This is a genomic window from Pseudomonas sp. TE3644 (assembly GCF_056278815.1).
On the sequence record NZ_JBWBQF010000001.1, the window covers coordinates 1,294,140 to 1,319,034 of the forward strand.

Below are 24,895 nucleotides of genomic sequence, written 5' to 3' on the forward strand. Positions count from 1 at the left end.
TTGCTTGAATATTCGCAAATGGAAACGAACTATCCCTCGCGGCAATACTCCCCTTAAATAAGACGGAGAAACTGCCCATGCCCTTTTGCAAGCCCCTGCTACTCGCCCTGGCGCTGTCCTGCCCATTGCTCGCCACCGCCCAGGACGTCCTGCCGCCCACGCTGCCCACCCAGCAAGACAGCCGCCTGATCGAAGTCGCCACCTCGCCGCATATCTGGAACGGTGCTGCCGTCACTGCCGATGGCCGCATCTTCGTGTCGCTGACCCAGTCCGAAGGGCCGGGCATGTCGCTGGCCGAGGTGGGCAAGGACGGGCAGTTGCACCCCTATCCCGATGCGCAATGGAACAGCTGGAACGCTGCCGAGCCCGGCAAGCACTTCCTGCACGTCAACGCCTTGCGCGTCGGCCCCGATGGCAAATTGTGGGCAGTGGATGCCGGCAACACCGGCATCAACACCGGTGCCCATGCGGTGCCGGGGGCGGGCAAGCTGGTGCGTATTGACCTGACCACTAACCAGGTGGACAAGACCTACACCTTTGACAGTGCGATTCAGAAGGACAACAGCTACTTCGACGACGTGCGCTTCCGTTCGCGGCTGGCCTATCTGACCGACCCGGGTGCCGTGCGCCTGGTGGTGCTGGACCTGGACAGTGGCAAGGCGCGCACGGTGCTGGAGGGGCATGAACTGTCCATCGACCACCTGCCGATGTACGCCGATGGCCAGAAGCTGTTCATCCCCAATGGCCAGGAAAAACGCGTGGGGCTGGATCAACTGGAGGTTTCGCCCGACGGCCAGTACCTCTATTACCAGGCCATCCCCGGGCCGCTGGCGCGCATCGCCACGCGCTATATCAACAACCCGACACTGTCGGCCAAGGACGTCGAAGCCCACGCCGAACATTGGCTGGACACCTGGAGCACCGGCGGCACGGCCATTGATGCGGCGGGCAATATCTACGCATCGGACGTCAACACCCGCAGCGTCAAGCGCATCGCCCCGGACAAGACCGTGACCACCGTGGTGGCCGACCCGCGGCTGGTGTGGGTGGACGCGCTGTGGATTCAGGACGGCTACCTGTACCTGCCCGCGGCGCAGATCAACCGCACCCCGGCAACCACGGGCGGCAAACCGTCGACCGTGCAGTATCCGGTGCACTTGTACAAAATCCGCATCGACGCCAAGCCATCCCCCCTGGACCACGCCTGACCCGTAGCCGAATCGCGTCGCCCGCATCGCGACTAAAGTCGGCTCCTACGCCGTCCGTGGTAGGAGCCGGCCTTGGCCGCGATGCAGACGACACCGTCGTACAGCAGCTGGCCGCGCCCATCCCTTCAGGCCCCCAACAACCCTGTGCCAACAGCCACAATCAGGAACACCCCCAGCACCGCCCGGTACACAATGAATGGCCAGGTGCTGAACCGCTCCAGAAACTTCATCAGCCCCCAAATGGCAAAAAACGCCGAGATGCTGGCAATCACCAGGCCGAACGCCAGATGCCCCCACGCCTGGGCGCCAATGCCGGCACGCAGTAGCACCCACAGCTCCTTGAGCCCGGCCAGGGCGATGGCCGGCAAGCCCAGCAGGAAGGAAAACCGGGCGGCCTCTTCGCGCTTGAAGTTGAGAAACAAGGCCGCCGTCAGGGTCGAACCCGAGCGCGACACCCCCGGGATCAGCGCGCCCACCTGGGCGATGCCGACGATCAGCGCATCACGCAGGCGCATCTGGTCCATGTCCCGTCGATGCCTGCAACTCAGCTCGGCGCCGGCCAGCAGCACGGCCATCACCAGGCACGAGACACCGATCACCATCAACCCGCGCAGCGGCGAGTTGCAGCTGTTGAGCAGCGGGCCCAGCAGTACTCCGAAAATGACGATGGGAATGGTGGCCAGAATGATCGCCACGCCCAGCTTGAACCACGGGCTGTCAAAGTCGCCCTCGCGCACGGCGCTCACGCTGCCGCTGACCACCTGGCGCACGTCGCTCCAGAAATAGCTGACCACCGCCGCCAGCGCCGCCAGTTGCATGGCCGCCGAGAATGCCGAACCCGGGTCAGGCCAGCCCAGCAGGGCAGGGACGATGCGCATGTGCGCGGTGGATGAAATGGGCAGCAGCTCGGAAATACCCTGGATCACGCCCAGAATGCCGATTTGCACATAGTCGAGGGAAGCAAAGCCGGTATCGAGGCCGGCGGCGCACAGGGTTGTTGCCAAGGTGATGTCCTGCAGAAGGGAGGCTGAAAATCAGAGCGTAGCCGGGAAGCATGACGAGTAAACGCCACGCTTCAGGCAGCCGCTTAATTTCATCTCTGCGCGGCCGGGGCCAACCCTTCTGTGTTCAGCGGCGCAGTGCGCAGCCGATAGGCCACCGCCAACAGCCCCAGCCACACCGGCATCAGGTACACCGACAGGCGCATCGACGGTGTCAGGAACATCACCAGCACGATCCCGGCCAGAAACACCAGGGTCAGGTAGTTGCTGATGGGGTAGCCCCAGCTGGGATAAGCCGTGGCACGCCGTTGCTGGCGCTTGAATTTCAGGTGCGTGATGGTGATCACCACCCAGTTGAGCACCAGCGCCGACACCACCAACGCCATCAGCAGACCAAAGGCATCGCCCGGCATCAGGTAATTGATCACCACGCAGGCACCCGTGGCCAGCGACGAAATACCCAGCGCCACCACCGGCACCCCGCGACGGTTCACCCGCAACACCGCCGCCGGTGCATTGCCCTGGCGGGCCAGGCCGAACAGCATGCGGCTGTTGCTGAACACGCAGCTGTTGTAGACCGACAGCGCGGCGGTCAGCACCACGGCGTTGAGCACGGTAGCGATGACGTTGCTGTTCAGCGCATGGAAAATCAGTACAAAGGGGCTGCCGCCGGTCACCACCTTCTCCCATGGGTACAGCGACAGCAGCACTGCCAAGGCGCCGATGTAGAACAGCAGGATGCGCCAGATTACCTGGTTGGTGGCCTTGGGAATGCTGCGCTTGGGGTCGTCGGCCTCGGCGGCGGTGATGCCCACCAGTTCCAGGCCGCCGAACGAGAACATGATCACCGCCATGGCCATCGCCAAGCCGCTCAGGCCGTGAGGGAAGAAACCGCCGTGGGCCCACAGGTTGCTGATGCTGGCCTGTTCGCCACCGGTGCCGGTGGCCAGCAGCCAACCGCCGAAAACGATCATGCTGACCACGGCCACCACCTTGATCAGCGAGAACCAGAACTCCACCTCGCCGTAGCATTTGACGTGGGTGAGGTTGATCAGGTTGATCAGCACAAAGCACACCGCCGCCGACGCCCAGGTGGGCACGCCGGGCCACCAGTACTGCACGTACAGGCCCACGGCGGTCAGTTCGGCCATGCCCACCAGCACGTACAGCACCCAATAGTTCCAGCCCGACATAAAGCCTGCGAACGGGCTCCAGTAGCGGTTGGCGAAGTGGCTGAAGGTGCCGGTGACCGGTTCCTCCACCACCATCTCGCCCAGCTGGCGCATGATCGCGAACGCCACCAGGCCGGCAATGGCGTAGCCCAGGATGGCCGCGGGCCCCGCCATGTTGATGGTCTGGGCGATGCCCAGGAACAGGCCGGTGCCGATCGAGCCGCCCAGGGCGATCAGCTGGATGTGGCGGTTCTTCAAGCCTCGGTGCAGCGTCGAGGGTGCAGGCTGACTCATGGTGATGTCCTGATCAGTGAGGGGCGGGCACTGGCCGGTGCCCTGGGTGACGTCATGCAGGGACGATTGCAAATCAGGTGCCAATCACCGCGAAGGGGTTCAGCGCACAGGCTGGGTGCTGTTAATCTGCCTGCCCCTCACACCCGCGCAACGGAACCGAGCCATGTCCGCGATTGACGATTTCGACCTCAAGATCCTGACCCTGCTGCAGGCCAACGGCCGCCTCACCAACCAGGACCTCAGCGAGCTGGTGGGCCTGTCGGCGTCGCAGTGTTCGCGCCGGCGCATCAGCCTGGAACAGGCCGGGCTGATCCTGGGCTACCACGCGCGCCTGGCGCCCCAGGCCATGAATACCCAGATGGTGGCGATGATCGAAGTGCAACTGGTCAGCCACACGCCGGCGCAATCCGAGGACTTCGAGGCCTTTGTGCTGGACGAGGCGGCGATCATCGATACCTACAAAACCACCGGCGATGCCGACTACGCCCTGAAGGTGGCGGTGGCGGACCTGATCGAGCTCAACGCACTGATGGGCCGCCTGGCCAGCAGTGGCAGCATCGGGCACATGAAGACGGCGGTGGTGTTGCAGCGGATCAAGGAAGCGGGCATTGGTGCGCGGTAAAAACGCACCGAAACCGCGCGAGGGTTTGAGCTTTTGCACTCGCGTGGCGCATGGTTTTACTTGTTTGTGCGTGATTCGTGCGAAATATGATTTTTAAATACACATTAATTTTGTTTTTTGCTAATTTCGCGCTCGATTCGGTCATCTGGCTCCTCGGGCCAGGCCGGCCGCCCCAGACTTCCCGGACATCGAGTGCACCATGACCACAGCCGTCGCCCCCAGCTTCCCCCATAGTCGCGTCGAAGATTGCCTGGCCTTGCTGGTGGGCACCGTCATGATCTCCTTCGGCCTGCTGCTGTTGCGCACTGCGGGGATCATGACCGGGGGCACGGCGGGCATCGCGCTGTTGCTGCATTACGCGTTCGGCTTTGCGTTTGGCGTGGTGTTTTTCCTGCTCAACGTGCCGTTTTTCTACCTGGCCGTGCGACGCATGGGCTGGGCGTTCAGCCTCAAGACCTTCCTGTGCATCGGCCTGGTGTCGCTGTTTTCCGACCACCTTGCCGGGCTGATCAGTTTTGCCCGTGTGCAGCCGCTGTATGCGGCGGTGATGGGCAATATCATCCTGGGCACCGGGTTCCTCATTCTGTTCCGCCACCGCGCCAGCCTGGGCGGTCTCAACATTCTGGCGCTGTACCTGCAGCAACGCTTCGGCTGGCGGGCCGGCTGGTTGCAGATGGGCAGCGACGTGCTGATCCTGTCGCTGTCGCTGGCCACCGTGTCGCTGCCGGTGCTGGCCGTGTCGGTGGCCGGGGTGGTGGTGCTCAACCTGATCGTGGCCCTCAACCATCGCGCCGGTCGCTACTGCGCGTAAGTCTTTTTCTGTCTGGAGTTCATCATGTTCGATCACGTTCGTCCCTATGCCGGTGACCCGATTCTGTCGCTGATGGAGGCCTACCAGGCCGACCCGCGCGCCAACAAGGTCAACCTCAGCATCGGCCTGTACTACGACGCCGAAGGTCGCATCCCACAGTTGCCGTCGGTGGCCGAAGCCCAGCGTCGCTGGTTGGCCAGCGAGCAGGGCCCGTCGCTGTACCTGCCCATGGACGGCCTGGCCGATTACTGCGGCCAGGTGCAGCGCCTGCTGTTCGGCGAGCAGGCCCGGGTGCTTGACGAGCGCCGCGTGGCCACCATCCAGACCGTGGGCGGCTCGGGCGCGCTGAAAGTGGGTGCCGACTTTTTGCGCCAGTGGTTCCCGCAGGCGCAGGTGTGGGTCAGCAACCCGACCTGGGAAAACCACCATGCGCTGTTCGGCGGCGCCGGGTTTACCGTCAACACCTACCCGTATTTCGACGCGGCCACCGGCGGCGTGGACTTCGACGGCCTGTGCGCGGCCCTGGCCGAACTGCCGGCGCAGAGCATCGTGCTGATGCACCCGTGCTGCCATAACCCCACCGGTGCCGACCTGCTGCCGGCGCAGTGGGACGCGGTGGTAAAGATCCTCGGCGAGCGCCAACTGATCGCCTTCCTCGACACCGCTTACCAGGGCCTGGGGGAGGGCATGCAAGAGGACGCCTACGCCATCCGCGCCATGGCCGAGGCTGGCTTGACGGTGGTGGTGAGCAATTCGTTCTCGAAGATTTTCTCGCTGTACGGCGAGCGCGTCGGCGGGCTGTCGGTGGTGTGCGCCGATACCGCCACCGCGCAAAACGTGCAAGGCCAGTTGAAGGCCACCGTGCGCCGCAACTACTCCAGCCCGCCCAGCCACGGCGCGCGTCTGGTGGCTGGTGTGCTGGGTGATGAACAACTGCGTGCCCAGTGGCTGGCGGAAGTGGAGCAGATGCGCGTGCGCATCAAGGCCATGCGCACGCAGCTTGCATCGCTGCTGCGCGATGAATGCCCGGATGGGCGTCATGATTATCTGCTGCGTCAGCAAGGCATGTTCAGCTACACCGGGTTGAGCGTTGCGCAGGTGCGGCAGTTGCGCGAGGAGTCGGGGATCTACCTGGTGGACAGTGGGCGGATGTGTTTGGCGGGGCTCAATGAGCACAATGTGGGCGCCGTCGCCCAGGCCATCGCCCGCCTGGCATAACCGGCAATCCCAACCCTGTAGCCGCTGCCGCCAGGCTGCGCTGGCCCTGGAGTGCGCTGGAGATTTCCAGCGAGGCTGCCGGCCAGCGCAGCCTGCGGCAGCGGCTACAGGTTTTCGCGGGTGATGATCTGCAACGGCACAAACACCCGTTGGCTCTGCGCATCAAACTCAGGCCGCTCCTGCAACCCCAGCAACACCTCAATCAACGCCACGCCAATCCCCTGCACCTGGGAATCGATCACCAGGCTCAACACCCCATCCGCCAGCGCCTGCCGTGACAACGGCGTCGACTCCGGCACAATGCTGCACAGCCCATCCCCAGGCGGTCGCTGGCGCAGGGCATGGATCACGCCATCACCGCCACCGCCCACCACGCACAGGCCACACAGATCCGGGTGCCGTGCCAGCAATTCCAGCGTCGCTTCCTCGGTCAGCCGGTCATCATCCAGGTTGATCAGCGCATCGAGCATGCGCAGCCCCGGCGCCTGCGTCTGCAAGTATTCTCGCAAGGCATCCACCCGCGCCTGATGGCCCAAAAACCGATACCCGCCCAGCAGCACCGCGACACTGCCTTCGCGCGTGCCGCACATATGCGCCAGCAACCAGCCCATGGTGCGCCCCACCTGGCGGTTGTCCTGCCCCACGTAGGGCATCTGCCCCTGAATATCCACGTCCGACAGCAATGCCACCACCGGCACCCCCGCCGCACGAATCTGCTCGATGCAGGCATTGATCTGCGGGTCGGTGAAACTCACCACGGCCAGGGCATCGCACTGCACCGCCAACTGTTCGATCTGATGGATGATGGCGGCCGGGCTGCGGTCCACCACGTACTCGAACTGGCACGTGAGGTTGGCGCTGGCGTGGCGCCGCGCCGCGTGCTCGATGGCCGCCGCCAGTTGCCCGTAGAACGCCTGGGCAGTGCCCAGCAGCAGGATGCCGAAGCGGTAGGTGGGGCGGCGTTCCTGGATGCGTTGGCCAATCAGTCGCGCGGCGAAATAGCCCACCGCCTCGGCGGCGTGGAACACCCGTTCGGCCGTGTCGCTGGTCACCGGCGCACGGGCGTTGAGCACCCGGTCAACGGTGGCCACGCTCAGGCCCGCCTGGGCGGCAACGGTGGCAATGGTGGGGCGTTTTTTATTGTTCATGAGGGCCCTTGTGCCTGGCGTGCAAGAAAACTATCAAGCGTGAATCCCTTGCGATGATAGCTTGAGAGTGAATGTCTTCAAGGCATTGAGGGGCAAACAGGCCCTCCCTATATTTTCCGCAAGCGTGCCGCCCAGGCCGCCGACCTTCACGCCTGCGGAGAACAACAACATGACCGACCACAGTGCAACCTTTGCACGCCGTGCGCACCCCGCGCGCCGCGACTATCGATTGACCGGCGAGGACGCCGCTCGCGCGGTGGATCAGGGCCTGGCTTCGGCTACCTGGTACCAATCGCCGATCCCGCGCAAACACCTCAAGGAACTGATGCAGCGCCGCAACGGCCCGGCCCTGCGTGACACCGGCCTGTGGCTGCTGGCCTTGCTGATCACCGGCGCCGCCGGCTGCTGGCTGTGGGGCAGTTGGGCCTGCGTGCCGTTCTTCTTCGCCTATGGCGTGCTGTACGGCAGCGCCGCCAACGCCCGCTGGCACGAAGCCGGCCACGGCACCGCGTTCAAGACCCGCTGGCTCAACGACACGGTCTACCACATCGCCAGCTTCATGATTTTGTTCGAGCCCCAGGTATGGCGCTGGAGCCACGCCCGGCATCACACCGACACCATCATCGTCGGCCGCGACCCGGAAATCGTCGAGCCGCGCCCGCCCAGCTTTGTGAAGATGGTCCTGAGCCTGTTCAGCCTGCCCCATGTCTACAAAACCTTCGGCGCGCTGCTGCGCCATGCCGGTGGCCGCATGGATGAGCAAGAGCAAACCTTCATCCCCGAATCCGAATGGCCGAAGGTGATCTGGACCGCGCGTATCTGGCTGCTGATTCTCGGCATCACCGCCGTCACTGCGGTGCTGTCGCACAGCTGGCTGCCACTGATGATCATCGGCCTGCCGACCCTCTATGGCGGCTGGCTCAACTACGTGTTCGGCGTGTCCCAGCATGTCGGCCTTGCGGAGGATGTGCTGGACCATCGCTACAACTGCCGCACCATCTACATGGGCCCGCTGCTGCGCTTTCTCTACCTGAACATGAACTACCACCTGGAACACCACATGTTCCCCATGGTGCCGTACCACGCGCTGCCGCAACTGCACGAAGCCATCCGCCACGACTGCCCGCCGCCGTACCCCAATCTGCTGGCGGCCTACCGCGAGATACTGCCCACCCTGTGGCGCCAGCGCCGTGACCCCACCTGCCACGTCCGCCGCCCGGTGCCCACCGGCCACGTCCAACCACAAGAGGCCTGACCATGAGCGAGCAATGGATTGATGTGTGCGCCATCGACGACATCGACGAGGAAGACGTGATTCGCTTCGATCACCAGCAGCACAGCTACGCGGTGTACCGCTCGGCCGCCAGCGAGTTCTTCGCTACCGACGGGCGCTGCACCCACGAGGCCATCCACCTGGCCGACGGCCTGGTGATGGACCATGTGATCGAGTGCCCCAAGCACAACGGCCGGTTCGACTACCGCACCGGCAAGGCCCTGGGCGCGCCGGTGTGCGTGAACCTCAAGACCTACCCGGTGCGGGTTGAAGGCGGGCGCGTGCTGCTGGCGGTGAACCCATGAACGCTGCGCCCCTGATCATCGTCGGTGCCGGCCATGCCGGTGGCCGCGCGGCATTGACCCTGCGCGAGCAGGGGTATGACGGTGAGCTATTACTGATCGGCGATGAGCCCCATGCGCCCTATGAGCGCCCGCCGTTGTCCAAGGGCGTGCTGCAAGGCACTGCCGAACTGGAGGGCTACAGCCTGAGCGGCATTGATGAGCTGGCACGGTTGAGCATCGAGCACGTTGCCAGTCGTGCCGTGGACAGGCTGGACGTGCAAGGCCAGCAGGTGCTTCTGGCCGATGGTCGTCGTTTGCCCTACAGCGGCTTGCTGCTGGCCACCGGCGGCAGCGCGCGACGTTTGCCGGGGCTGGCGCCGGGCGTGCGCAACGTGCGCTACCTGCGCACCCACGACGAAGCCCTGGCGTTGCGTGCCAGCCTGCGCGGTGGCGTGCGCCTGGTGGTGGTGGGCGGTGGCTTCATCGGCCTGGAAGTGGCGGCCAGCGCCCGTGCCCTGGGTTGCACGGTGACAGTGCTGGAGGCCGGTCCCCGGCTGGCGGGCCGCGTGCTGCCGCAGGAGGTGTCCACCGCCTTGCTGGCGCTGCACCGCGAGCAGGGCGTGGACGTACGCTTGAACGCGCGCATCGAGGCATTCGAAGGGAGGGAGGACATCGACTGCGTGCGCCTGGACGATGGTACGCGCATCCCCTGCGACAGCGTGGTGGTGGGCATCGGCATGCAGCCCAACATCGGCCTGGCGCAGGCGGCCGGGTTGGCGGTGGGGCAGGGCATCCGCGTCGATGACTGCCTGCGCGCCAGTGCGCCGAACGTGTATGTGGCCGGCGATGTGTGCGAGTTTCGCCTGCACCCTGACGGCCCGTATCAGCGCCAGGAAACCTGGCGCAATGCCGAGGCACAGGGGCGCCATGCGGCGTTGAACATGCTAGGGGCTGCGCAGCCGTTCCAGCAGGTGCCCGGATTCTGGTCCGATCAATACGATCATGGCGTGCAGACGGTGGGCCAGACCGCCGACGTTCTGCCCGCTGCTCGGCGCAACCTGGCCGGCGGTTTTCTGCTGTTCTACCTCGACAGCCAGCAACGCCTGCAAGGCGCCTGCGGGTGGGGGGTGGGCAACAGCGTGGCCAAGGACATCAAGCTGTGCGAACGCCTGATCACCAGCGGCCAACCCCTGAATGCCAGCCAGCTGGCCGACCCCGGCCTGTCGCTGAAAACCCTGCTGAGGAACTGACCATGCCACGTTTGCTGGTGTTTCAATCGCTGTGGGCCATGCTCGATCATCAGGGCCAGCCGACCTTGCCTCTGGAGGCACAACTGGAGAAGATCGCCGCTGCCGGCTACGACGGCATCACCGATCACTTCTGGCAACCGCAGCACGCTCGCCGCCTGAGCCGGTTGGTAGGTGATCTTGGCCTGTCGATAGAAGGGCAGGTGTTTCCGCGCACCGTCGACGATCTGGCCGCGGCCCTGGACGTGGCTGGTCAGTACGGCTGCCATCATCTGACGGTGCAGGCCGATGTGCGGGCGGATTCGGTGGCGCAGGTGCTGCCGCTGCTCAACGGTTGGCAGCGGCTGATCGAGCAGGTGGACTTCCCCGTGTTGCTGGAAACCCATCGGTATCGCATCACCAATGACCTGCCCTTGACGCTGGCGTTGCTGGACGAGTTGCCCAGTCTTAAATTGCTCGCCGACTTGTCGCACTACGTGGTGGGGCGCGAGTTGCCGCAAGATGCCTGCGAGCAGGACGATGAAGCCATCCGCCAGGTGCTGCGGCGCAGTTGGGGCTTTCATGGGCGGGTGGCCAGCAGCGAACAGGTGCAGGTGTCGGTCGATTTTCCCCAGCATCAGGCGTGGGTGCAGCGGTTTCTGGGCTGGTGGCGGTATGGAATGCAGGACTGGCTGACGCGTGAAGTCAGCGCCGACGCCAGCCTGTCGTTCACCTGCGAACTGGGGCCGCCGCCGTACGCCATCACCGGCGCGGATGGCCGCGAGCTGACCGACCGCTGGCAGGAAGCGCTACGCCTCAAGGACCTGATCCGCCACCTCTGGACCGCCACAGCACCGTAGGAGCCGCGCTTGCGCGCGATGAGGCCATGCCTGATACCCGCGGTGGCTGCATCGCGACCAAGGTCGGCTCCTACGCAGGTGCGTACGACCTCAGGTCGGGCATTACCTGAAAAATCGTTTAACCTGTAACGCAATGCGTGTATCGAGGTTGCGTTTTGAAAGGTCTGCCGTTCACCCTCTGCCTGCTGTGCCTGGCCCCCTGCACCCGCCTGGCCGACGCCAGCGAAGCTGCGCCCCTGAGCCTGAAAAGCTCCGGCGCGGTCACCGGCCTTGCCGTGCGTATCGTCCAGGAAGACAGCTATTCGGTGCGCATCGATTATTTCTACCCGGCCACCGACCCCCTGGCGCGCAAGGTGCTGTGGGACGCTGCGGGAGGCGGGCGCGACAGCGGCGCGCCGTTCAGCGTCAACCTGCGCATCTACGACGTCGACGACGCGGTGGTCATCCAGGACCGGCGCATCAGCCACCCCGCGCTGTCCTCCTGGAGTGCTGGCGTACTGCACGCCGAGTTGAGCGAAGTGCACCTGGAGCGCGGCCGCTACCAGATCACCGTGGAACGCCGCGGCAGCGCCGGCGCCATCGCCGACTACCGTGCGGGCGTCAGCGTAGTGCGCGCCTGGTAACCCCGCCGTACCGTGGGCGATTCTATGGTGTCGGGCAACCTGTAGCAGCGGCCGTCAGGCCGCGTCACTGACGCCGCGCACTGTCTGATCCACCGCGCCACCTGTGACGCAGCCTTCGGCAGCTGCTACAGAGGTGCGGCGTATGCTGTGGGAGATTCTATGGTTTTGGGCAATCAGTTCGGGCCTCTCGCGAGCAAGCTTTGCTCCCACAGTGTTGAGCCAACCATCGATGTTAGGCTTCACCTTGTGGGAGCAAAGCTTGCTCGCGATGCGAGCGACACGGTGTTGACCGGTGTGAATGCGCTAGAATCCCGGCGCACCTTTCCACCTGCCCGAGTATTCCATGCCCATCCCACCGCAACGCCCCTTGTGGCAAACCTACCTGGCGTTCCTGGCGCCCATGGTGCTGTCCAACTTCCTGCAGTCCATGTCCGGCACCCTCAACAGCATCTACATCGGCCAGATGCTGGGCACCCAGGCGCTGGCCGCCGTGTCGGGGATGTTCCCCATCGTGTTCTTCTTCATCGCCCTGGTGATCGGCCTGGGCGCCGGCGCCGGGGTGTTGATCGGCCAGGCGTGGGGCGCGCGCGAGCCGCAGGTGGTCAAGCAGATTGCCGGTGCCACCTTGCTGCTGGGTGCGCTGATCGGTCTGGTGGCGGCGGTGTTCGGCAGCGTCTTTGCGCGCCAGGCCTTGCAGGGGCTGGGCACCCCGCTGGATGTGCTGGACGACGCCGTCGCCTATGCGCGGGTGATGATGTGGATCATGCCCATTCTGCTGGTGTTTGTGCTGTTCACCCAGTTGCTGCGCGGTGTCAGCGACACGCTGTCGCCGCTGTTGGCGTTGCTGCTGTCCACCGTGGTGGGGCTGGTGCTGACGCCGGCGCTGATTCGCGGTTGGGCGGGGCTGCCGCAGATGGGCATCCAGAGCGCGGTGCTGGCGGGGCTGGCGGGTAACATCGCCGCCATCGGCCTGTTGGCCTGGCGCCTCAATCGTCGCCAGCACCCGCTGGCGCTGGACGCCGAGTTCATCAAGGCCCTGCGCCTGGACCGCGCGATCCTCGCCAAGGTGATGCGCATCGGTCTGCCCACCGGGGTGCAGATGGTGGTGATTTCGCTGTCCGAGTTGGTGATCCTGTCGCTGGTCAACGGCCATGGCTCCCAGGCCACCGCGGCCTACGGCGCGGTCACGCAAATCGTCAACTACGTGCAATTCCCGGCGCTGTCGATTGCCATCACCGCCTCGATCCTCGGCGCCCAGGCCATTGGTGCCGGGCGCCTGGAGCGCATCGGGCCGATCCTGCGCACGGGCCTGGCGATCAATGTGTGGCTCACCGGCGGCCTGATCCTGCTGGGCTACCTGTTGTCCGACTGGCTGCTGGGGCTGTTCATCACCGATCCGGTGGCACTGGCGCAAGCGTCGCACCTGCTGCACATCATGCTCTGGAGCATGCTGGTGTTCGGCTTCCAGGCCCTGGTGGGCGGCATCATGCGCGCCAGCGGCACGGTGCTGGTGCCGGTGCTGATTTCGATTTTCTGCATCGTTGGCGTGGAACTGCCGGCGGCGTGGCTGCTCAATAGCCACTTCGGTCTGCAAGGGGTGTGGATGGCGTTTCCCTTGACCTACCTGGCGATGCTGGCCTTGCAGACCGCGTACTACAAAGGCGTGTGGCAACACCGCAAGATCGAACGCCTGGTGTAACTTACGCCACAACCCCTGTAGCAGCTGCCGAAGGCGGCGTCACAGGCAGCGCGGTGGGTCAGCCAGTGCGCGTTGCCTGTGATGCGACCTGCCGGCCGCTGCTACAGGAACTGAAGGATCAGTGTTTTGAACAATTCCCTGGTGGTGCTGACCACCTACTTCAACCCGTGCCGCTACGCCACGCGCCGGCGCAACTACGACCTGTTCATGGCCGGCATGCACAAGGCGGGGGTGACGTGCATCACCATCGAATGCGCATTCGGCGAGGCGCCCTTCGAACTGCCGCCCGCCCTGGACGTCATCCAGGTGCGCGCCAATACCCTGTTATGGCAGAAAGAACGCCTGCTCAACCTGGCCGCCTCCTGGCTGCCGCGCCAGTGCCGCTACGTTGCATGGCTGGATTGCGACATCCTCTTCGACAACCCGCGCTGGCCCCGTGAACTGGTCAAGCAATTGCAACGCCACCCGGTGGTGCAAGTGTTCGAAACCGCCCTGCGCCTGCAGCGCGGCAATGTCCCAGGCGATACACCCGATGTGGCCGAATCCTTCGCCTCGGTGATGCGCCGTCACCCCGATGCCCTGGATGCCGGGCGCTATGACCGCCATGGTCACACCGGCTACGGCTGGGCCATGCGCCGGGAAATCTTCGATGAAGTGGGTCTGTACGAAGCGGCCGTGTCAGGCAGCGCCGACCACTTCATGGCCCACGCCATTTATGGCGACGGCAATTTCTGCATCCGCAACGCGCTCAAGCATGACCCCCGGCAAATCGCGCATTTGCAGGCCTGGCGCGAGCGCTTTTACGCGCGGGTACAAGGCAGCCTGGGCGTGGTCAGCGGCCAGATCCGTCACCTGTGGCACGGCGATGCAGTCAACCGCCGCTACTTCCTGCGCATGCACGACATCACCGACCTGGGCTATGACCCGTTTACTGACCTCGTCGCCCGTCCCGGCCTACCGTTGCAATGGGCGAGCGGCATGGACAAGCCGGGGCTGCGAGACTACTTCGCCAACTATTTCGCCAGCCGTCACGAAGACGGCCTGCTCGCCGACCAAGGAGCTTGAATGAGCGACGCATCGTCCCGCGACCTGAAGGTCGCCATCACCGCCTTGTCAAAGGCCACGGCCGGGCTGGAGTGGCGCCTGGCCGACCTCGAACAGCACCGTGGTGAACTGTTGGGCCAACGCCAGCGCTGGCTGACCGACACCGCCGCCAGCCTGTTGCCGTCCCTGTCCGACGGCGCCCTGCGCCTGCTGGAATACCGCGTCGCCGACTTCGTCACGCCGCCCATCCGCCAGCACTGCCAACAGCAGCGCAAATGGCTGGGGTTGTTCGCCGGGCAGGACTACAGCCGCGCGCTGGCGGTGTTGCAGACACGCCTGGCCAGCCACCTGGATCAAGTGTGCTGGGGGCAGCTGCCGGCCTTCGATGATGAGCTGCAGCAACTGGCCAATGAGCAGCGCCTGATCGACACCGCCCGCGAAGACGGCGGCCAACTGCTCGACCGCCTGCGCCAGTCCCAGCGTGACAACCTGCCGTTGTCGCCTGCGCTGCGCGAACAGGTCCGGCAGATCGTGTTGCTGAGCAAGCCACCGGCCGGTGCGGTTGTCGAAGACGATGAGCGTGATGACAGTTGGGACTGGGACATGAGCACTGGCCCATCATCGTCTTCCTCCTTGACCGACGATGCCGCGGACCTGTGGGTATACCTCACCACCGACCTGCCGGTGAGCTTGCGCACCCTGGCCATCGACGCCTTCACCCCCGAGCCGTTGCCGCTGCCCGAGCTGGATGAGCCGATCGCCACCGACGACAGCCTGGGGCTGTATTCCTGAGGCCGCGTCGCCTGCATCGCGGCCAAGCCCGGCTCCTACCACGGACGGCGTAGGAGCCGACCTTGGTCGCGATGCAGACGACGCGGTCAAGACAGTTGCTGGTACACCACTCACTGTGGGAGCGGGTTCTACCCGCGAAGAAGATTGCGCGGGCTTCCTGACGCACCGCGGTGTGCTTTTCGCGGGCAGAGCCCACTCCCACAAAGACTGTCGCTCCCACAGTTTGCGCCGCCGCTCAGCTATCGGTCTTGATACTGCTCCACACCCGCGTGCGCACCCGCTCGATTTTCTGCGGCAGTGGCTGCACCACGTACAGCTTCTTGCGCTCCTCGGGTGTTGGCGTCAGCCCTGGGTTTTCAGTAATCGCCTTGGTGATCATCGAAATCGAGTCCTTGTTCACGTTGGGGTAGCCCACGTAGTTGCTGATCGGCGCGATGACGCTGGGGTCCAGCAGGTGGTTGAGGAACTCGTGGGCTTCGGCGACGTTGTCGGCGCTTTTGGGGATGGCGAAGGTGTCGAACCAGATCGGCGCGCCTTCCTTGGGCAGGCGCCAGTCTACTACCACGCCGTTGCCGGCTTCCTTGGCGCGGTTGCCGAACTGGTAGAAGCTGCCGGAATAACCAATGGCCACGCAGATGTCGCCGTTGGCGATGTCGGTCATGTACTTGGCCGAGTTGAAGTAGGTCACGTACGGGCGCACCTTGAGCATCAGCGCCTTGGCTTTTTCATAGTCGGCGGGGTTCTGGCTGTTGGGGTCCAGGCCCAGGTAGTGCAGGGCGATGGGCAGGATCTCCGACGGTGAGTCGAGCATGGCCACGCCGCAGGATTTGAGCTTGGCCATGTATTCGGGCTTGAACACCAGGTCCCAGCTGTCCACCGGCGCATCCGCGCCCAGCGCCGCCTTGACCTTGGCCGGGTTGAAGCCGATCAGCACGGTGCCATACATGTAGGGCACGCCGTATTGGTTACCGGGGTCGTTGCGGTCTAGCAGCTTGAGCAGGTCGGGGTCCAGGTGCTTCCAGTTGGGCAGCTTCGACTTGTCCAGTTTCTGGAACACGCCCGCCTTGATCTGCGTGTCGAGGAACTGGTTGGACGGCACCACCAGGTCGTAGCCCGAGTGGCCGGTGAGCAGTTTGGCTTCCAGCGATTCGTTGGTTTCGAAGGTGTCCCAGGTCACCTTGATGCCGCTGCTCTTGGCAAAATCCTGAGGCGCGGAAGGCAGGATGTAGTCGGCCCAGTTGTACACCTTCAGTTCGCGCTGCTCGGCGTGCACCGCGCCCGCCAGCAACGTTAGGCCGCACGCCAGCGCGCCCATGGAACGGATGACCTTGCTCATTGGATTCCCCTCGTCAGTCAGGCGAACGCGCCGTCGACATTCTTACCCCAGGCGGGGGAGGGCATGCGGAACCGCAGCGGCCAAAAGGGGACTTTTGCGGCCATTGCGCGTGGCCTGCGAATTATGGTTTCGAATTTTTTGTGCGTGGACAGTTGTCCCCGGAAATCGTGGGTATCTCTGTGGATAACTTTGCCAAACCCAGCAGGGCCAGTACCTTGGCGGCAATGGCCAAGAAATGATCAATTGCGTGGAGAGGCTCTGCAAAGGCATGTGCGGGCTGCAGGGTCAAGCTGTCAGGACATATTTTGCGCGGATTTAATTCAGTATTTACGTTACGAATCTTTTCCCAATCCACACTGTAGCCGCTGCCGCTAGGCTGCGCTGGCCCGCATGGCAATCCAGTATTTTTCGGGTGTAGTCGAGGGCCAGCGCAGCCTGGCGGCAGCGGCTACAGGTTTTGCAGCATCGAGCTGATCCATAGGTACAACCGGTCCCAGCAACGGCTGAACCAATTGCCCGCCTCAACCGCCTGCAACGTCACCAGCGGCTGGCTACTCAGCAGTTGATCACCGTCATACAACGCCAGCGTGCCGACTTGATCACCCGCCGCCAATGGCGCCTGCAACGGCTCATTGAGGGTGACCTGATTACGCGTATGCCGCTGCTGATTCACCGGCAGCGTCAGGGTGATGTCCTGCGCCAGGCCCACGGCCACGCTGTCCTGCTGACCCAGCCACACCCGTGGCGTGGCCACCGATTGCCCTGCTTTTGCGTAGGTCTGGGTGGCAAAGAAACGAAAGCCATAGCCCATTAGCTTGGCGCTGTCTTCGGCCCGGGCGCGCTCGCTGGTGGCGCCGAACACCACGCTGATCAGGCGCCGGCCGTTGCGCTGGGCCGAGGCCACCATGCAATAACCGGCTGCCTCGGTGTGGCCGGTTTTCAGGCCGTCATAGCTGGGGTCGCGCCACAGCAGCAGGTTGCGGTTGGGCTGGCGGATGCCGTTCCAGGTCAAGTATTTGTGGGCATAGAGTTCGTAGTAACCGGACTCGTCGTTGATGATCGCCCGCGCCAATACGGCCATGTCGTGGGCCGAGGAGTAGTGATCATCCATGGGCAGCCCGGTGGGGTTGGCGAAGTGGGTGTTGGCCATGCCCAGCTTGCTTGCGGCCGCGTTCATCAACGGCACGAAGCTGTCGGTGCTGCCGGCGATGTGTTCGGCCATGGCCACGCTGGCGTCGTTGCCCGAATCGATGATGATGCCTTGCAGCAGTTGGTGGACGCTGATCTGCGTGCCAGGGTCGAGGAACATCCGCGAGCCGCCGGTGCGCCAGGCGTTTTCGCTGACCACTACCTTGTCGTCGGGCTTGAGGCGGCCGGCCTGCATCTCGCGGGTGGCCAGGTAGGCGGTCATCAGTTTGGTCAGGCTGGCCGGGGGCAGGCGCTGATCGCTGTTGTGCTCGGTGATGATGGCGCCGGTCTGGTCGTCCATCAGCACCCAGGCCTTGGCGTTGAGGCTGGGTGGGCGCGGTACCAGGGTGGCGGCGAACACGGCGTACGGGCAGGCGAGCAGGATCAACAGGATGAGCGTACGCAGGAGCAGGCGTTTCACGGCGGCGGGGCCTCGGCGGGGAAGGGGGCCGAGACTGTGGCGGTGGGGGGCGGGTGGCTCAACTTAACCTGTGTTAAGTAATCTTAATTCACGCTGTAGCCGCTGCCGCCAGGCTGCGCTGGCCTGTGTGAACCCGGGAGGTTTTCAGTGGGATACAGGGCCAGCGCAGCCTGCGGCAGCGGCTACACGGGGTGGCAGGCGCAGTGGATGCTGATCCGCGCGCCGCCTTCATCCCCGGCGATATCCAGCCTGTACCCATGCAACCGCACAATCGCCGCCACCAGCGACAACCCCAGCCCATGCCCCGGCTGCGCCTCGCTGCTGGGCCCGCGATACAAGCGGCGGCTGACCTGGGTACGCTCGGCCGGGGCGATGCCGGGGCCGTTGTCGATCACCTCCAGCATCACCTGCCCAGCCGTGGCGCTGGCGCGCAGCACAATCGCACCACCCACCGGAGTGAATTTGATGGCGTTGTCCAGCAGGTTCACCAGCGCTTCGAACATCAATGCCGCGTCGCCCATCAGCGCAGGCAAGGGCCCGGCGATGTCCAGGTTCAGGGTTTGCTGGCGCTCCAGCGCCATGGGCTCATAGAACTCGTGGGCCTGCTGCAGCAACTCGCCCGGCAGGTAGGGCTGGAAGGCGCTGCGCCGGCGGGTGTCTTCAAGCTCGGCCACCCGCAGCAGGCCCTGGAAACGCACCATGATCGACTCGCTGTCGGCCAGCGCCAAGTCCAGGGTGGCCCGTTGCGGCGCGTCCAGCGGCAGTTGGTCCAGCTGATGCAGGCGGGCACGCAGACGCGTCAGCGGCGTGCGCAGGTCGTGGGCGATGCCGTCGCACACGCCCTTGACCTCCAGCATCAGCTGTTCGATGTGGTCGAGCATGGTGTTCACGGCGCTGGCCAGCATGTCCAGTTCGTCACGGCGGCTGGACAGCGGCAGGCGGTCGGCCAGGTTGCCCGAGACCACGCTTTCGGTGCTGCGCTGCAGGCCCTGCACGCGCTTGATCGGGCGCCTGCGCAACAGGCGCCAGCCAATCAGGCCGGGGATCAACGTCAGCGACAGCCCCCAGGCCAGCGCCTGCTGGATGATGCCGCCCACCGCCGACACCGAGCCACCGTCACGGGCCAGTACCAGCATGCGGCCATCGTGGCGGTGCACCAGCAGGGCGTAGCTGCTGCGCGGCTCTTCACTGGACTGGGCCACGCTCAGGCCTTTTTGCAGGTAGTGCACCTGGCCGTCGTCGGGCAGGCTGGCGCGCAGTTTCAGCAGGTCGCCGGCCAGGTGCTGGCCCTGTGCGTCGAACAAGCCGTAGGCGTCGATGTTGGGGGTGGAATAGGCTTCGCTGGCGGCCAGTTCGCCCACCAGATTTTCATCGTCGACCTTGGCGTAATAGTGCGCGCGCTGCATCAGCGTGCGCTCGGCGGTGCTGCCCAGGTACTGCGAGATCTGCCAGTACAGCACGCCGGTGAACAGCGCGCCCCAGGCCACGAAGAACAGCGCGTAGAAACCGATCAGGCGGCTGCTGGACGAGCGCCAGGGCTCAAGCGCGGGGCGCGAGGACATAGCCGGTGCCCCTGACAGTCTGGATCACGGGGGACTGCTCGCTGCCTTCGATCTTCTTGCGCAGGCGCCCCAGGTGCACGTCGATGATGTTGGTGCCGGGGTCGAAATGGTAGCCCCACACTTCCTGGAACAGCATGGTGCGGGTCACCAGTTGGCCGGCGTTGCGCATCAGGTAGTTGAGAATCTTGAACTCGGTGGGCAGCAGGGCGATGTGTTCGTCGGCGCGGCTCAGGCGGTGTTCCACCAGGTCCAGGCACAGGTCGCCCACCTGCAGTTGCGGGTGGCTGGCGGCAGCGCTGGGGCGGCGTAACAGTACTTCCACGCGGGCCACCATTTCCACCGGCGAAAAGGGTTTGGTCAGGTAGTCGTCACCGCCCGAGCGCAGGCCGCGCACGCGCTCGTCCACGTCCGACAGGGCGCTGATCATCAGCACCGGTGTGTGGATGTCCAGGCTGCGCAGGGTGCTGACGATGGTCAGGCCGTCGAAGTCGGGCAGCATGCGGTCCAGGGTGATGGCGTCGTAGCCCCCGGCGATGGCGCGGGCCAGGCCGTCGCGGCCATTGGCGCTCCAGTCCACGGCAAACCCGTGCAGGCTCAGTTCGGTCATGATGACGTTGGCGGTCACCTCGTCGTCTTCAATGACCAGGGCACGGCTCATGGGTTGCTCCTCTGCAGGCTCCGATGTTTTTTGGGGGGGCCATTGTAAATGGCATCGCTACCCTAGGGAGGCAGTGCGTCGGACTCTATTAAATTTTTATTTAAACGACTTAATTCAGGGCCTTGCACGCGCGACGGTTTAATGGACTACCCCCGTGACACCGAGGCTGGCATTGTCGTGAACCGTCGCAAATTTCTAGGCTTGATCAGCGCCGTGTCGCTGATGTCCCCGTCGTGGTTGCTGGCGGCGCCGCTGAGCGGTGTCAGCCATTGCCAGGTCACCCATCAGGGCGGGTTGACTCGCCTGGTGCTGGACCTGGCCGGTACCGTGGACTATCAGCTGTTCACCCTCAAGGGCCCCGACCGCGTGGTGATCGACCTGCACGGCGTGGCGGCCCACATGCCCGCAGCCGCGTTGAATTTCGCCGGCACGCCGGTGCGCGGCCTGCGCAGTGGCCCGACCAAGACCGGCATGCGCCTGGTGCTGGACATGCATCAGCCCGCCCACGCGGTGGCGCACCTGGTGCACCTGCCGGGTGGGCATCAGCGCCTGGTGGTGGAATTGCCGGTGGGCAAGGCGGCTGCCGTGCTCGCACGTCACGCACCGAAAGTGCGTCCGGCCATCATCGCGATCGACGCGGGGCATGGCGGCAAGGACCCGGGCGCCGTGGGTGGCGGCAAGCATTACGAGAAAACCGTGGTGCTGGGCATCGCCAGCGCGTTGCATCAGCAACTGGCGCGTGACCCGCGCTTCCAGCCGACCATGAGCCGCGACAGCGATTTCTTCGTGCCCCTGCACCAGCGCGTGTTGCTGGCGCATCAACGGCGGGCCGACATGCTGGTGTCCATCCATGCCGACGCAGCGCCGTCGCGCTCCGCCCGCGGGGCGTCGGTGTACGTGCTGTCGCCCCATGGCGCGACCTCGGCCATGGCCCGCTACATCGCCGAAAGCGAGAACAGCTCGGACGCCTACGCCGGGGTGTTCGACAAGACCCTGAGCAACGACGACCCCATGGTGTCGAAGGTGCTGGTGGACATGTCGATGAACGCCACCATCGCCTCCAGCCTGGACCTGGGGCGCACGGTGTTGGGGCATTTCAAGCAGGTGACCCGCCTGCATCAGCGGCGGGTGGAGCAGGCGGGGTTCGCGGTGCTCAAGTCACCGGACATTCCGTCGATCCTGGTGGAGCATGGATTCATGAGCAATGGGTACGATTGCGGGCGGTTGATCCAGCATACCCACCAGGTGGAATTGGCGCAGGCGCTGCATGCGTCGATTGGCGATTACTTCCGCAAGTATCCGGTGCATGTTGCCTCATAGGGTGTATCCGTAGTGACGCCATCGCGGCCAAGGCCGGCTCCTACCCCGACCCGCGTAGGAGCCGACCTTGGTCGCGATGCATACGACGCGAAAACCTCAGACGTGAAACCAGGCCAACACCCCCAGCACTACGCTCAAGCCCGCTGCGCCCATCGACAACCGCTCCAGCCACTCCTTGCGCGTCAGCAACGTCATGGCCGCCAGCGAAATGGCAATCTGGATCGCCATCATCGCCTGGGCCCAGCGGTGGTGCTGGTGCAGGATGGTCTCGGACTTCACGTCCCACTCGGCCGCTTCCTTCTCCAGCGCCTCGGCCTTCTGCCGCGCCTCTTCCTTCTGCACCTTGTAGCGCTCTACCTCAGCCTGGTAGTGGCCCGCGTCCATGCCCGGGATGTGGCTGGCCAGGTCGGCCAGGTTCTGGCGGCTGGACTTGGCCTGGTAGTAGTTCCACTGGTTGGAGGCTTCGGTCTTCTTGATGGCGGCGTTGTTCTTGTTCATCGCCGCTTCGCTTTCGGTAGAACCGGCCTGGTAGCTGAGCAGCGCGCCGATGGTGGCCATGACCGCCGTCATCACCGCGATCTTGCTGGCGAAGCTGTCGCCGCTGTGGTGGGCGTGCTCGACGTGGTGTTCGTGGGGGGAGGGGACTTCGAAGGGCTCGGACATGGTGCTCAGGTGCCTTGGGTGTTGAAATCGAACGCCCCCGGCCGGTGGCCGAGGCGCGCGCGAATATAGGTCAAAACCCGGTAGCCGCCTAGGCGGCAGAGCGCCGCGCCGCACAACTTTCATTAAACCCTGTAGCCGCTGCCGCCAGGCTGCGCTGGCCGGTGTGAACCCTGCAGATTTACAGTGGGGCACAGGGCCAGCGCAGTCTGGCGGCAGCGGCTACAGGGTTGGCATCAGGACAGGTGTGCGCGGTCCTGTTCGCCGCTGTCGGACTCGAACAGCGTGGCCAGTTCGGCACGTGCTTCCTGGGCGGTTTGCAGCACCTTGGCAGCGTCGTCACGCACCAGGTACTGGGCGGCCAGCACCTGTTCGTCGTGCTGCTTGAAGCGCTGGATGCGCCAGCTGGCCTGCTCCTCGCTCAGGCCCAGGCCCACCAGGGTGCGGCGGCTCATTTCCAGGCTGGAATAGTAGGTCTCCCGGATCGGCACGGCGCCGGCTTCCACCAGCCGGTGCACGTGCTGACGGTTGCGCGCGCGGGCGATGATCTTGATGTGCGGGTACAGCCGGTGCACCAGTTCGGCGGTCTTGATGTTGGTTTCGGGGTCGTCCGTGGCGATGACGAAATACTCCGCCTCACCCACCTTGGCCGCACTGAGAATCTCGGGGCGCAGCGGGTCGCCGTAGAACACCGGTACGTTGCCGAAGCTGCGGGTCAGCTCGATGGTGTCCACCGACGTATCCAGCGCCACAAACGAGACATTCTGCGCGCGCAGGATACGCGAGACGATCTGGCCCATCCGCCCCATCCCGGCGATGACCACGCGCGGGGCATCGGTTTCGATCGCCTTCAGGTGCTCCGGCACCGGCACCACCGGCTTGGGCCGCGACTTGATCCAGCGCGCGCAGGCCAGCAGCAACAGCGGCGTCACCGCCATGGACAGGGTGATGGTCAGCAGCAGGGTGTCGTACAGGTGCTGGTCGAACAGGCCCTGGTCCTTGCCGATCTTGAACACCACAAAGGCAAACTCGCCGCCCGCAGCCAATACCACGCCCAGGCGCACCGCACTCAGTCTGCTCAGGCCACCCGCCAGGCGGCCGATGAACAGCAGCAGGGGCAACTTGATGGCGATCAGCAACAGCATCAGGCCAATGACCGTGACCGGCGACTCCACCAGCAGTTGCAGGTTGGCGCCCATGCCCACGCTGATGAAAAACAACCCCAGCAGCAGGCCCTTGAACGGTTCTATCTGCGATTCCAGTTCATGGCGGTATTCCGAATCGGCCAGCAACAAGCCAGCCAGGAACGCGCCCAAGGCCATCGACACACCGGCCAGGTCCATCAGCCACGCGGTACCGATCACCACCAGCAGCGCAGTGGCCGTGGACACTTCCGGCAGGCCGGTACGCGCCACGGTGCGGAACACCGGGCGCAGCAGGTAGCGGCCACCGACCACCACCACGGCAATGCTGCCGAGCACGCGCAGGCCATGGTTAAGATTGTCACCCGGGCTGGCGTCATGGCCGCCGGCGGCCAGCAGCGGCACCAGGGCAATCAGCGGGATGGCGGCGATGTCCTGGAACAGCAGAATCGCAAACGCCAGGCGCCCGTGGGGGCTGTTCAGCTGCTTGCTCTCGGCCAGGCTTTGCAGGCCGAAAGCGGTCGATGACAACGCCAGGCCCAGCCCCAGCACCACGGCGGTCGGCAGCGGCTGGGCAAAGCCGAGCATGGCCACCGCGCCGATCACCGCGCCGGTCAGCAACACCTGCGCCAGGCCTACGCCGAACACTGATTTGCGCATCACCCACAAGCGTTTTGGCGACAGCTCCAGGCCGATGATGAACAGCAGCAATACCACGCCAAGTTCGGAAATATGCGAAACGCTCTGCGGGTTGCCGATCAGGCCCAGCACTTGCGGGCCGATGATCACACCGGCGAACAGATAACCCAGCACGGCGCCCAGCTGCAGGCGTTTGGCCAGAGGCACGGTGATGACGGCGGCGAACAGGAAGACGACGGCGGCTTGTAGCAGGCTCCCTTCGTGGGGCATTGGGGTACTCCTGGGTGGTGGGGCGAGGGGGTAGTTTACGGGGTATGTATCGCAAATGACGACACGGGGGATGCGGTAGGGCGTAGCGCAGGCAACATAATGCTCAAAGGGTGCAATGAAGGCTGACAACTCGGTGGCACAGGCCATGGCGCGTTGCAACAAATGTAGGAGCGGGTTCTACCCGCGAAGCGCCGCGCGGGCGGCGCTCGATTTAAAGAGCGCCACATTGCTCAAGACATGCACTTGCAAGGTACTCCACAATTCCAGAGGCGTTGTCGCCAGGCTGGGGAGGGTGGTGCGGCTGACAGGTGCCAGCCGTTGTTGCATCGGTGTTCTTGAGACCGCGCGCCGCCCGCGCGGCGCTTCGCGGACACGGTCCGCTCCTACCGTTTGTTTCGGGCCAATTTTGTCTGTGGCATCTCCC

At 64.8% G+C, this 24,895-nt stretch carries 22 protein-coding genes; 13 read left to right on the top strand and 9 right to left on the bottom strand.

Features of this window, described 5'->3' with window-relative positions; all coding sequences use genetic code 11:
- Window positions 1–77 precede the first annotated feature (77 nt).
- On the top strand, window positions 78–1,208 hold the full coding sequence (locus ACZ9GA_RS05930; protein WP_457363549.1) for an SMP-30/gluconolactonase/LRE family protein: 1,131 nt from the start codon (window positions 78–80) through the stop codon (window positions 1,206–1,208).
- Between the two features lie 125 nt (window positions 1,209–1,333).
- Here ACZ9GA_RS05930 and ACZ9GA_RS05935 read toward each other — a convergent pair whose 3' ends face one another.
- Window positions 1,334–2,212 carry an undecaprenyl-diphosphate phosphatase gene (locus ACZ9GA_RS05935; RefSeq protein ID WP_457363548.1) on the bottom strand — a complete coding sequence of 293 codons (879 nt, stop codon included), beginning with the start codon at window positions 2,210–2,212 and terminating at the stop codon, window positions 1,334–1,336.
- 89 nt (window positions 2,213–2,301) lie between these two features.
- Window positions 2,302–3,675 carry an amino acid permease gene (locus ACZ9GA_RS05940; RefSeq protein ID WP_457363547.1) on the bottom strand — a complete coding sequence of 458 codons (1,374 nt, stop codon included), beginning with the start codon at window positions 3,673–3,675 and terminating at the stop codon, window positions 2,302–2,304.
- A gap of 163 nt (window positions 3,676–3,838) precedes the next feature.
- On the opposite strand from ACZ9GA_RS05940, the gene ACZ9GA_RS05945 reads away from it, so the two are divergent.
- The 3 genes from ACZ9GA_RS05945 (at window position 3,839) to ACZ9GA_RS05955 (ending at window position 6,326) form a co-directional block, all read left to right on the top strand.
- Window positions 3,839–4,297: an Lrp/AsnC family transcriptional regulator gene (locus tag ACZ9GA_RS05945; protein WP_457363546.1), complete on the top strand. Its 459-nt coding sequence runs from the start codon at window positions 3,839–3,841 to the stop codon at window positions 4,295–4,297.
- Between the two features lie 199 nt (window positions 4,298–4,496).
- Window positions 4,497–5,108 carry a YitT family protein gene (locus ACZ9GA_RS05950; RefSeq protein WP_457363545.1) on the top strand — a complete coding sequence of 204 codons (612 nt, stop codon included), beginning with the start codon at window positions 4,497–4,499 and terminating at the stop codon, window positions 5,106–5,108.
- Between the two features lie 24 nt (window positions 5,109–5,132).
- Window positions 5,133–6,326 (top strand): amino acid aminotransferase, encoded by a 1,194-nt coding sequence (locus ACZ9GA_RS05955; protein WP_457363544.1) that lies wholly within the window; start codon window positions 5,133–5,135, stop codon window positions 6,324–6,326.
- 104 nt (window positions 6,327–6,430) lie between these two features.
- Here ACZ9GA_RS05955 and ACZ9GA_RS05960 read toward each other — a convergent pair whose 3' ends face one another.
- Window positions 6,431–7,474 (bottom strand): LacI family DNA-binding transcriptional regulator, encoded by a 1,044-nt coding sequence (locus ACZ9GA_RS05960; RefSeq protein ID WP_457363543.1) that lies wholly within the window; start codon window positions 7,472–7,474, stop codon window positions 6,431–6,433.
- A gap of 169 nt (window positions 7,475–7,643) precedes the next feature.
- Here ACZ9GA_RS05960 and ACZ9GA_RS05965 point away from each other — a divergent pair, with 169 nt between their 5' ends.
- The 8 genes from ACZ9GA_RS05965 to ACZ9GA_RS06000 all read left to right on the top strand — a co-directional run bounded on the left by ACZ9GA_RS05965 (window position 7,644) and on the right by ACZ9GA_RS06000 (window position 15,275).
- Window positions 7,644–8,729, top strand: a complete 1,086-nt coding sequence (locus ACZ9GA_RS05965) for a fatty acid desaturase family protein (RefSeq protein ID WP_457363542.1) — start codon at window positions 7,644–7,646, stop codon at window positions 8,727–8,729.
- Window positions 8,730–8,731: 2 nt separating this feature from the next.
- The gene (locus tag ACZ9GA_RS05970; protein WP_457363541.1) at window positions 8,732–9,052 is read left to right on the top strand and encodes a MocE family 2Fe-2S type ferredoxin; all 321 of its coding nucleotides are present in this window, start codon (window positions 8,732–8,734) and stop codon (window positions 9,050–9,052) included.
- A complete protein-coding gene (locus ACZ9GA_RS05975; protein WP_457363540.1) occupies window positions 9,049–10,281 on the top strand; it encodes an NAD(P)/FAD-dependent oxidoreductase in 1,233 nt (410 codons plus the stop codon). The genes ACZ9GA_RS05970 and ACZ9GA_RS05975 overlap by 4 nt, the downstream gene beginning before the upstream one ends.
- Before the next feature lie 2 nt (window positions 10,282–10,283).
- Complete coding sequence (locus tag ACZ9GA_RS05980; protein ID WP_457363539.1) at window positions 10,284–11,117, top strand: sugar phosphate isomerase/epimerase family protein; 834 nt, start codon at window positions 10,284–10,286, stop codon at window positions 11,115–11,117.
- Window positions 11,118–11,272: 155 nt separating this feature from the next.
- Complete coding sequence (locus ACZ9GA_RS05985) at window positions 11,273–11,740, top strand: DUF5625 family protein (RefSeq protein ID WP_457363538.1); 468 nt, start codon at window positions 11,273–11,275, stop codon at window positions 11,738–11,740.
- Between the two features lie 343 nt (window positions 11,741–12,083).
- Window positions 12,084–13,439 carry an MATE family efflux transporter gene (locus tag ACZ9GA_RS05990; RefSeq protein WP_457363537.1) on the top strand — a complete coding sequence of 452 codons (1,356 nt, stop codon included), beginning with the start codon at window positions 12,084–12,086 and terminating at the stop codon, window positions 13,437–13,439.
- A 126-nt stretch (window positions 13,440–13,565) separates the two neighbouring features.
- Complete coding sequence (locus ACZ9GA_RS05995) at window positions 13,566–14,504, top strand: glycosyltransferase family protein (protein ID WP_457363536.1); 939 nt, start codon at window positions 13,566–13,568, stop codon at window positions 14,502–14,504.
- On the top strand, window positions 14,505–15,275 hold the full coding sequence (locus tag ACZ9GA_RS06000; RefSeq protein ID WP_457363535.1) for a hypothetical protein: 771 nt from the start codon (window positions 14,505–14,507) through the stop codon (window positions 15,273–15,275). It begins immediately after the preceding gene.
- Window positions 15,276–15,510: 235 nt separating this feature from the next.
- On the opposite strand, the gene ACZ9GA_RS06005 is transcribed toward ACZ9GA_RS06000, so the two are convergent.
- From ACZ9GA_RS06005 to ACZ9GA_RS06020, 4 genes are all read right to left on the bottom strand, one after another.
- Window positions 15,511–16,611 (bottom strand): polyamine ABC transporter substrate-binding protein, encoded by a 1,101-nt coding sequence (locus ACZ9GA_RS06005; protein ID WP_457363534.1) that lies wholly within the window; start codon window positions 16,609–16,611, stop codon window positions 15,511–15,513.
- 448 nt (window positions 16,612–17,059) lie between these two features.
- Window positions 17,060–18,220: a D-alanyl-D-alanine carboxypeptidase family protein gene (locus ACZ9GA_RS06010; protein ID WP_457363533.1), complete on the bottom strand. Its 1,161-nt coding sequence runs from the start codon at window positions 18,218–18,220 to the stop codon at window positions 17,060–17,062.
- A gap of 182 nt (window positions 18,221–18,402) precedes the next feature.
- Window positions 18,403–19,782 (bottom strand): sensor histidine kinase, encoded by a 1,380-nt coding sequence (locus ACZ9GA_RS06015; RefSeq protein WP_457363532.1) that lies wholly within the window; start codon window positions 19,780–19,782, stop codon window positions 18,403–18,405.
- Window positions 19,760–20,440, bottom strand: coding sequence for a response regulator transcription factor (locus ACZ9GA_RS06020; RefSeq protein WP_457363531.1), 681 nt, complete (start codon window positions 20,438–20,440; stop codon window positions 19,760–19,762). The genes ACZ9GA_RS06015 and ACZ9GA_RS06020 overlap by 23 nt, the downstream gene beginning before the upstream one ends.
- A gap of 141 nt (window positions 20,441–20,581) precedes the next feature.
- Between ACZ9GA_RS06020 and ACZ9GA_RS06025 the strand changes: the two genes are divergently transcribed.
- The gene (locus tag ACZ9GA_RS06025; RefSeq protein WP_457363530.1) at window positions 20,582–21,760 is read left to right on the top strand and encodes an N-acetylmuramoyl-L-alanine amidase; all 1,179 of its coding nucleotides are present in this window, start codon (window positions 20,582–20,584) and stop codon (window positions 21,758–21,760) included.
- Window positions 21,761–21,856: 96 nt separating this feature from the next.
- Here the strand turns inward: ACZ9GA_RS06025 and ACZ9GA_RS06030 are convergent, their stop codons facing one another.
- Together ACZ9GA_RS06030 and ACZ9GA_RS06035 are read right to left on the bottom strand one after the other, a co-directional pair.
- A complete protein-coding gene (locus ACZ9GA_RS06030; protein ID WP_457363529.1) occupies window positions 21,857–22,423 on the bottom strand; it encodes a DUF4337 domain-containing protein in 567 nt (188 codons plus the stop codon).
- 233 nt (window positions 22,424–22,656) lie between these two features.
- The gene (locus tag ACZ9GA_RS06035) at window positions 22,657–24,471 is read right to left on the bottom strand and encodes a monovalent cation:proton antiporter-2 (CPA2) family protein (RefSeq protein WP_457363528.1); all 1,815 of its coding nucleotides are present in this window, start codon (window positions 24,469–24,471) and stop codon (window positions 22,657–22,659) included.
- Window positions 24,472–24,895: the final 424 nt, after the last annotated feature.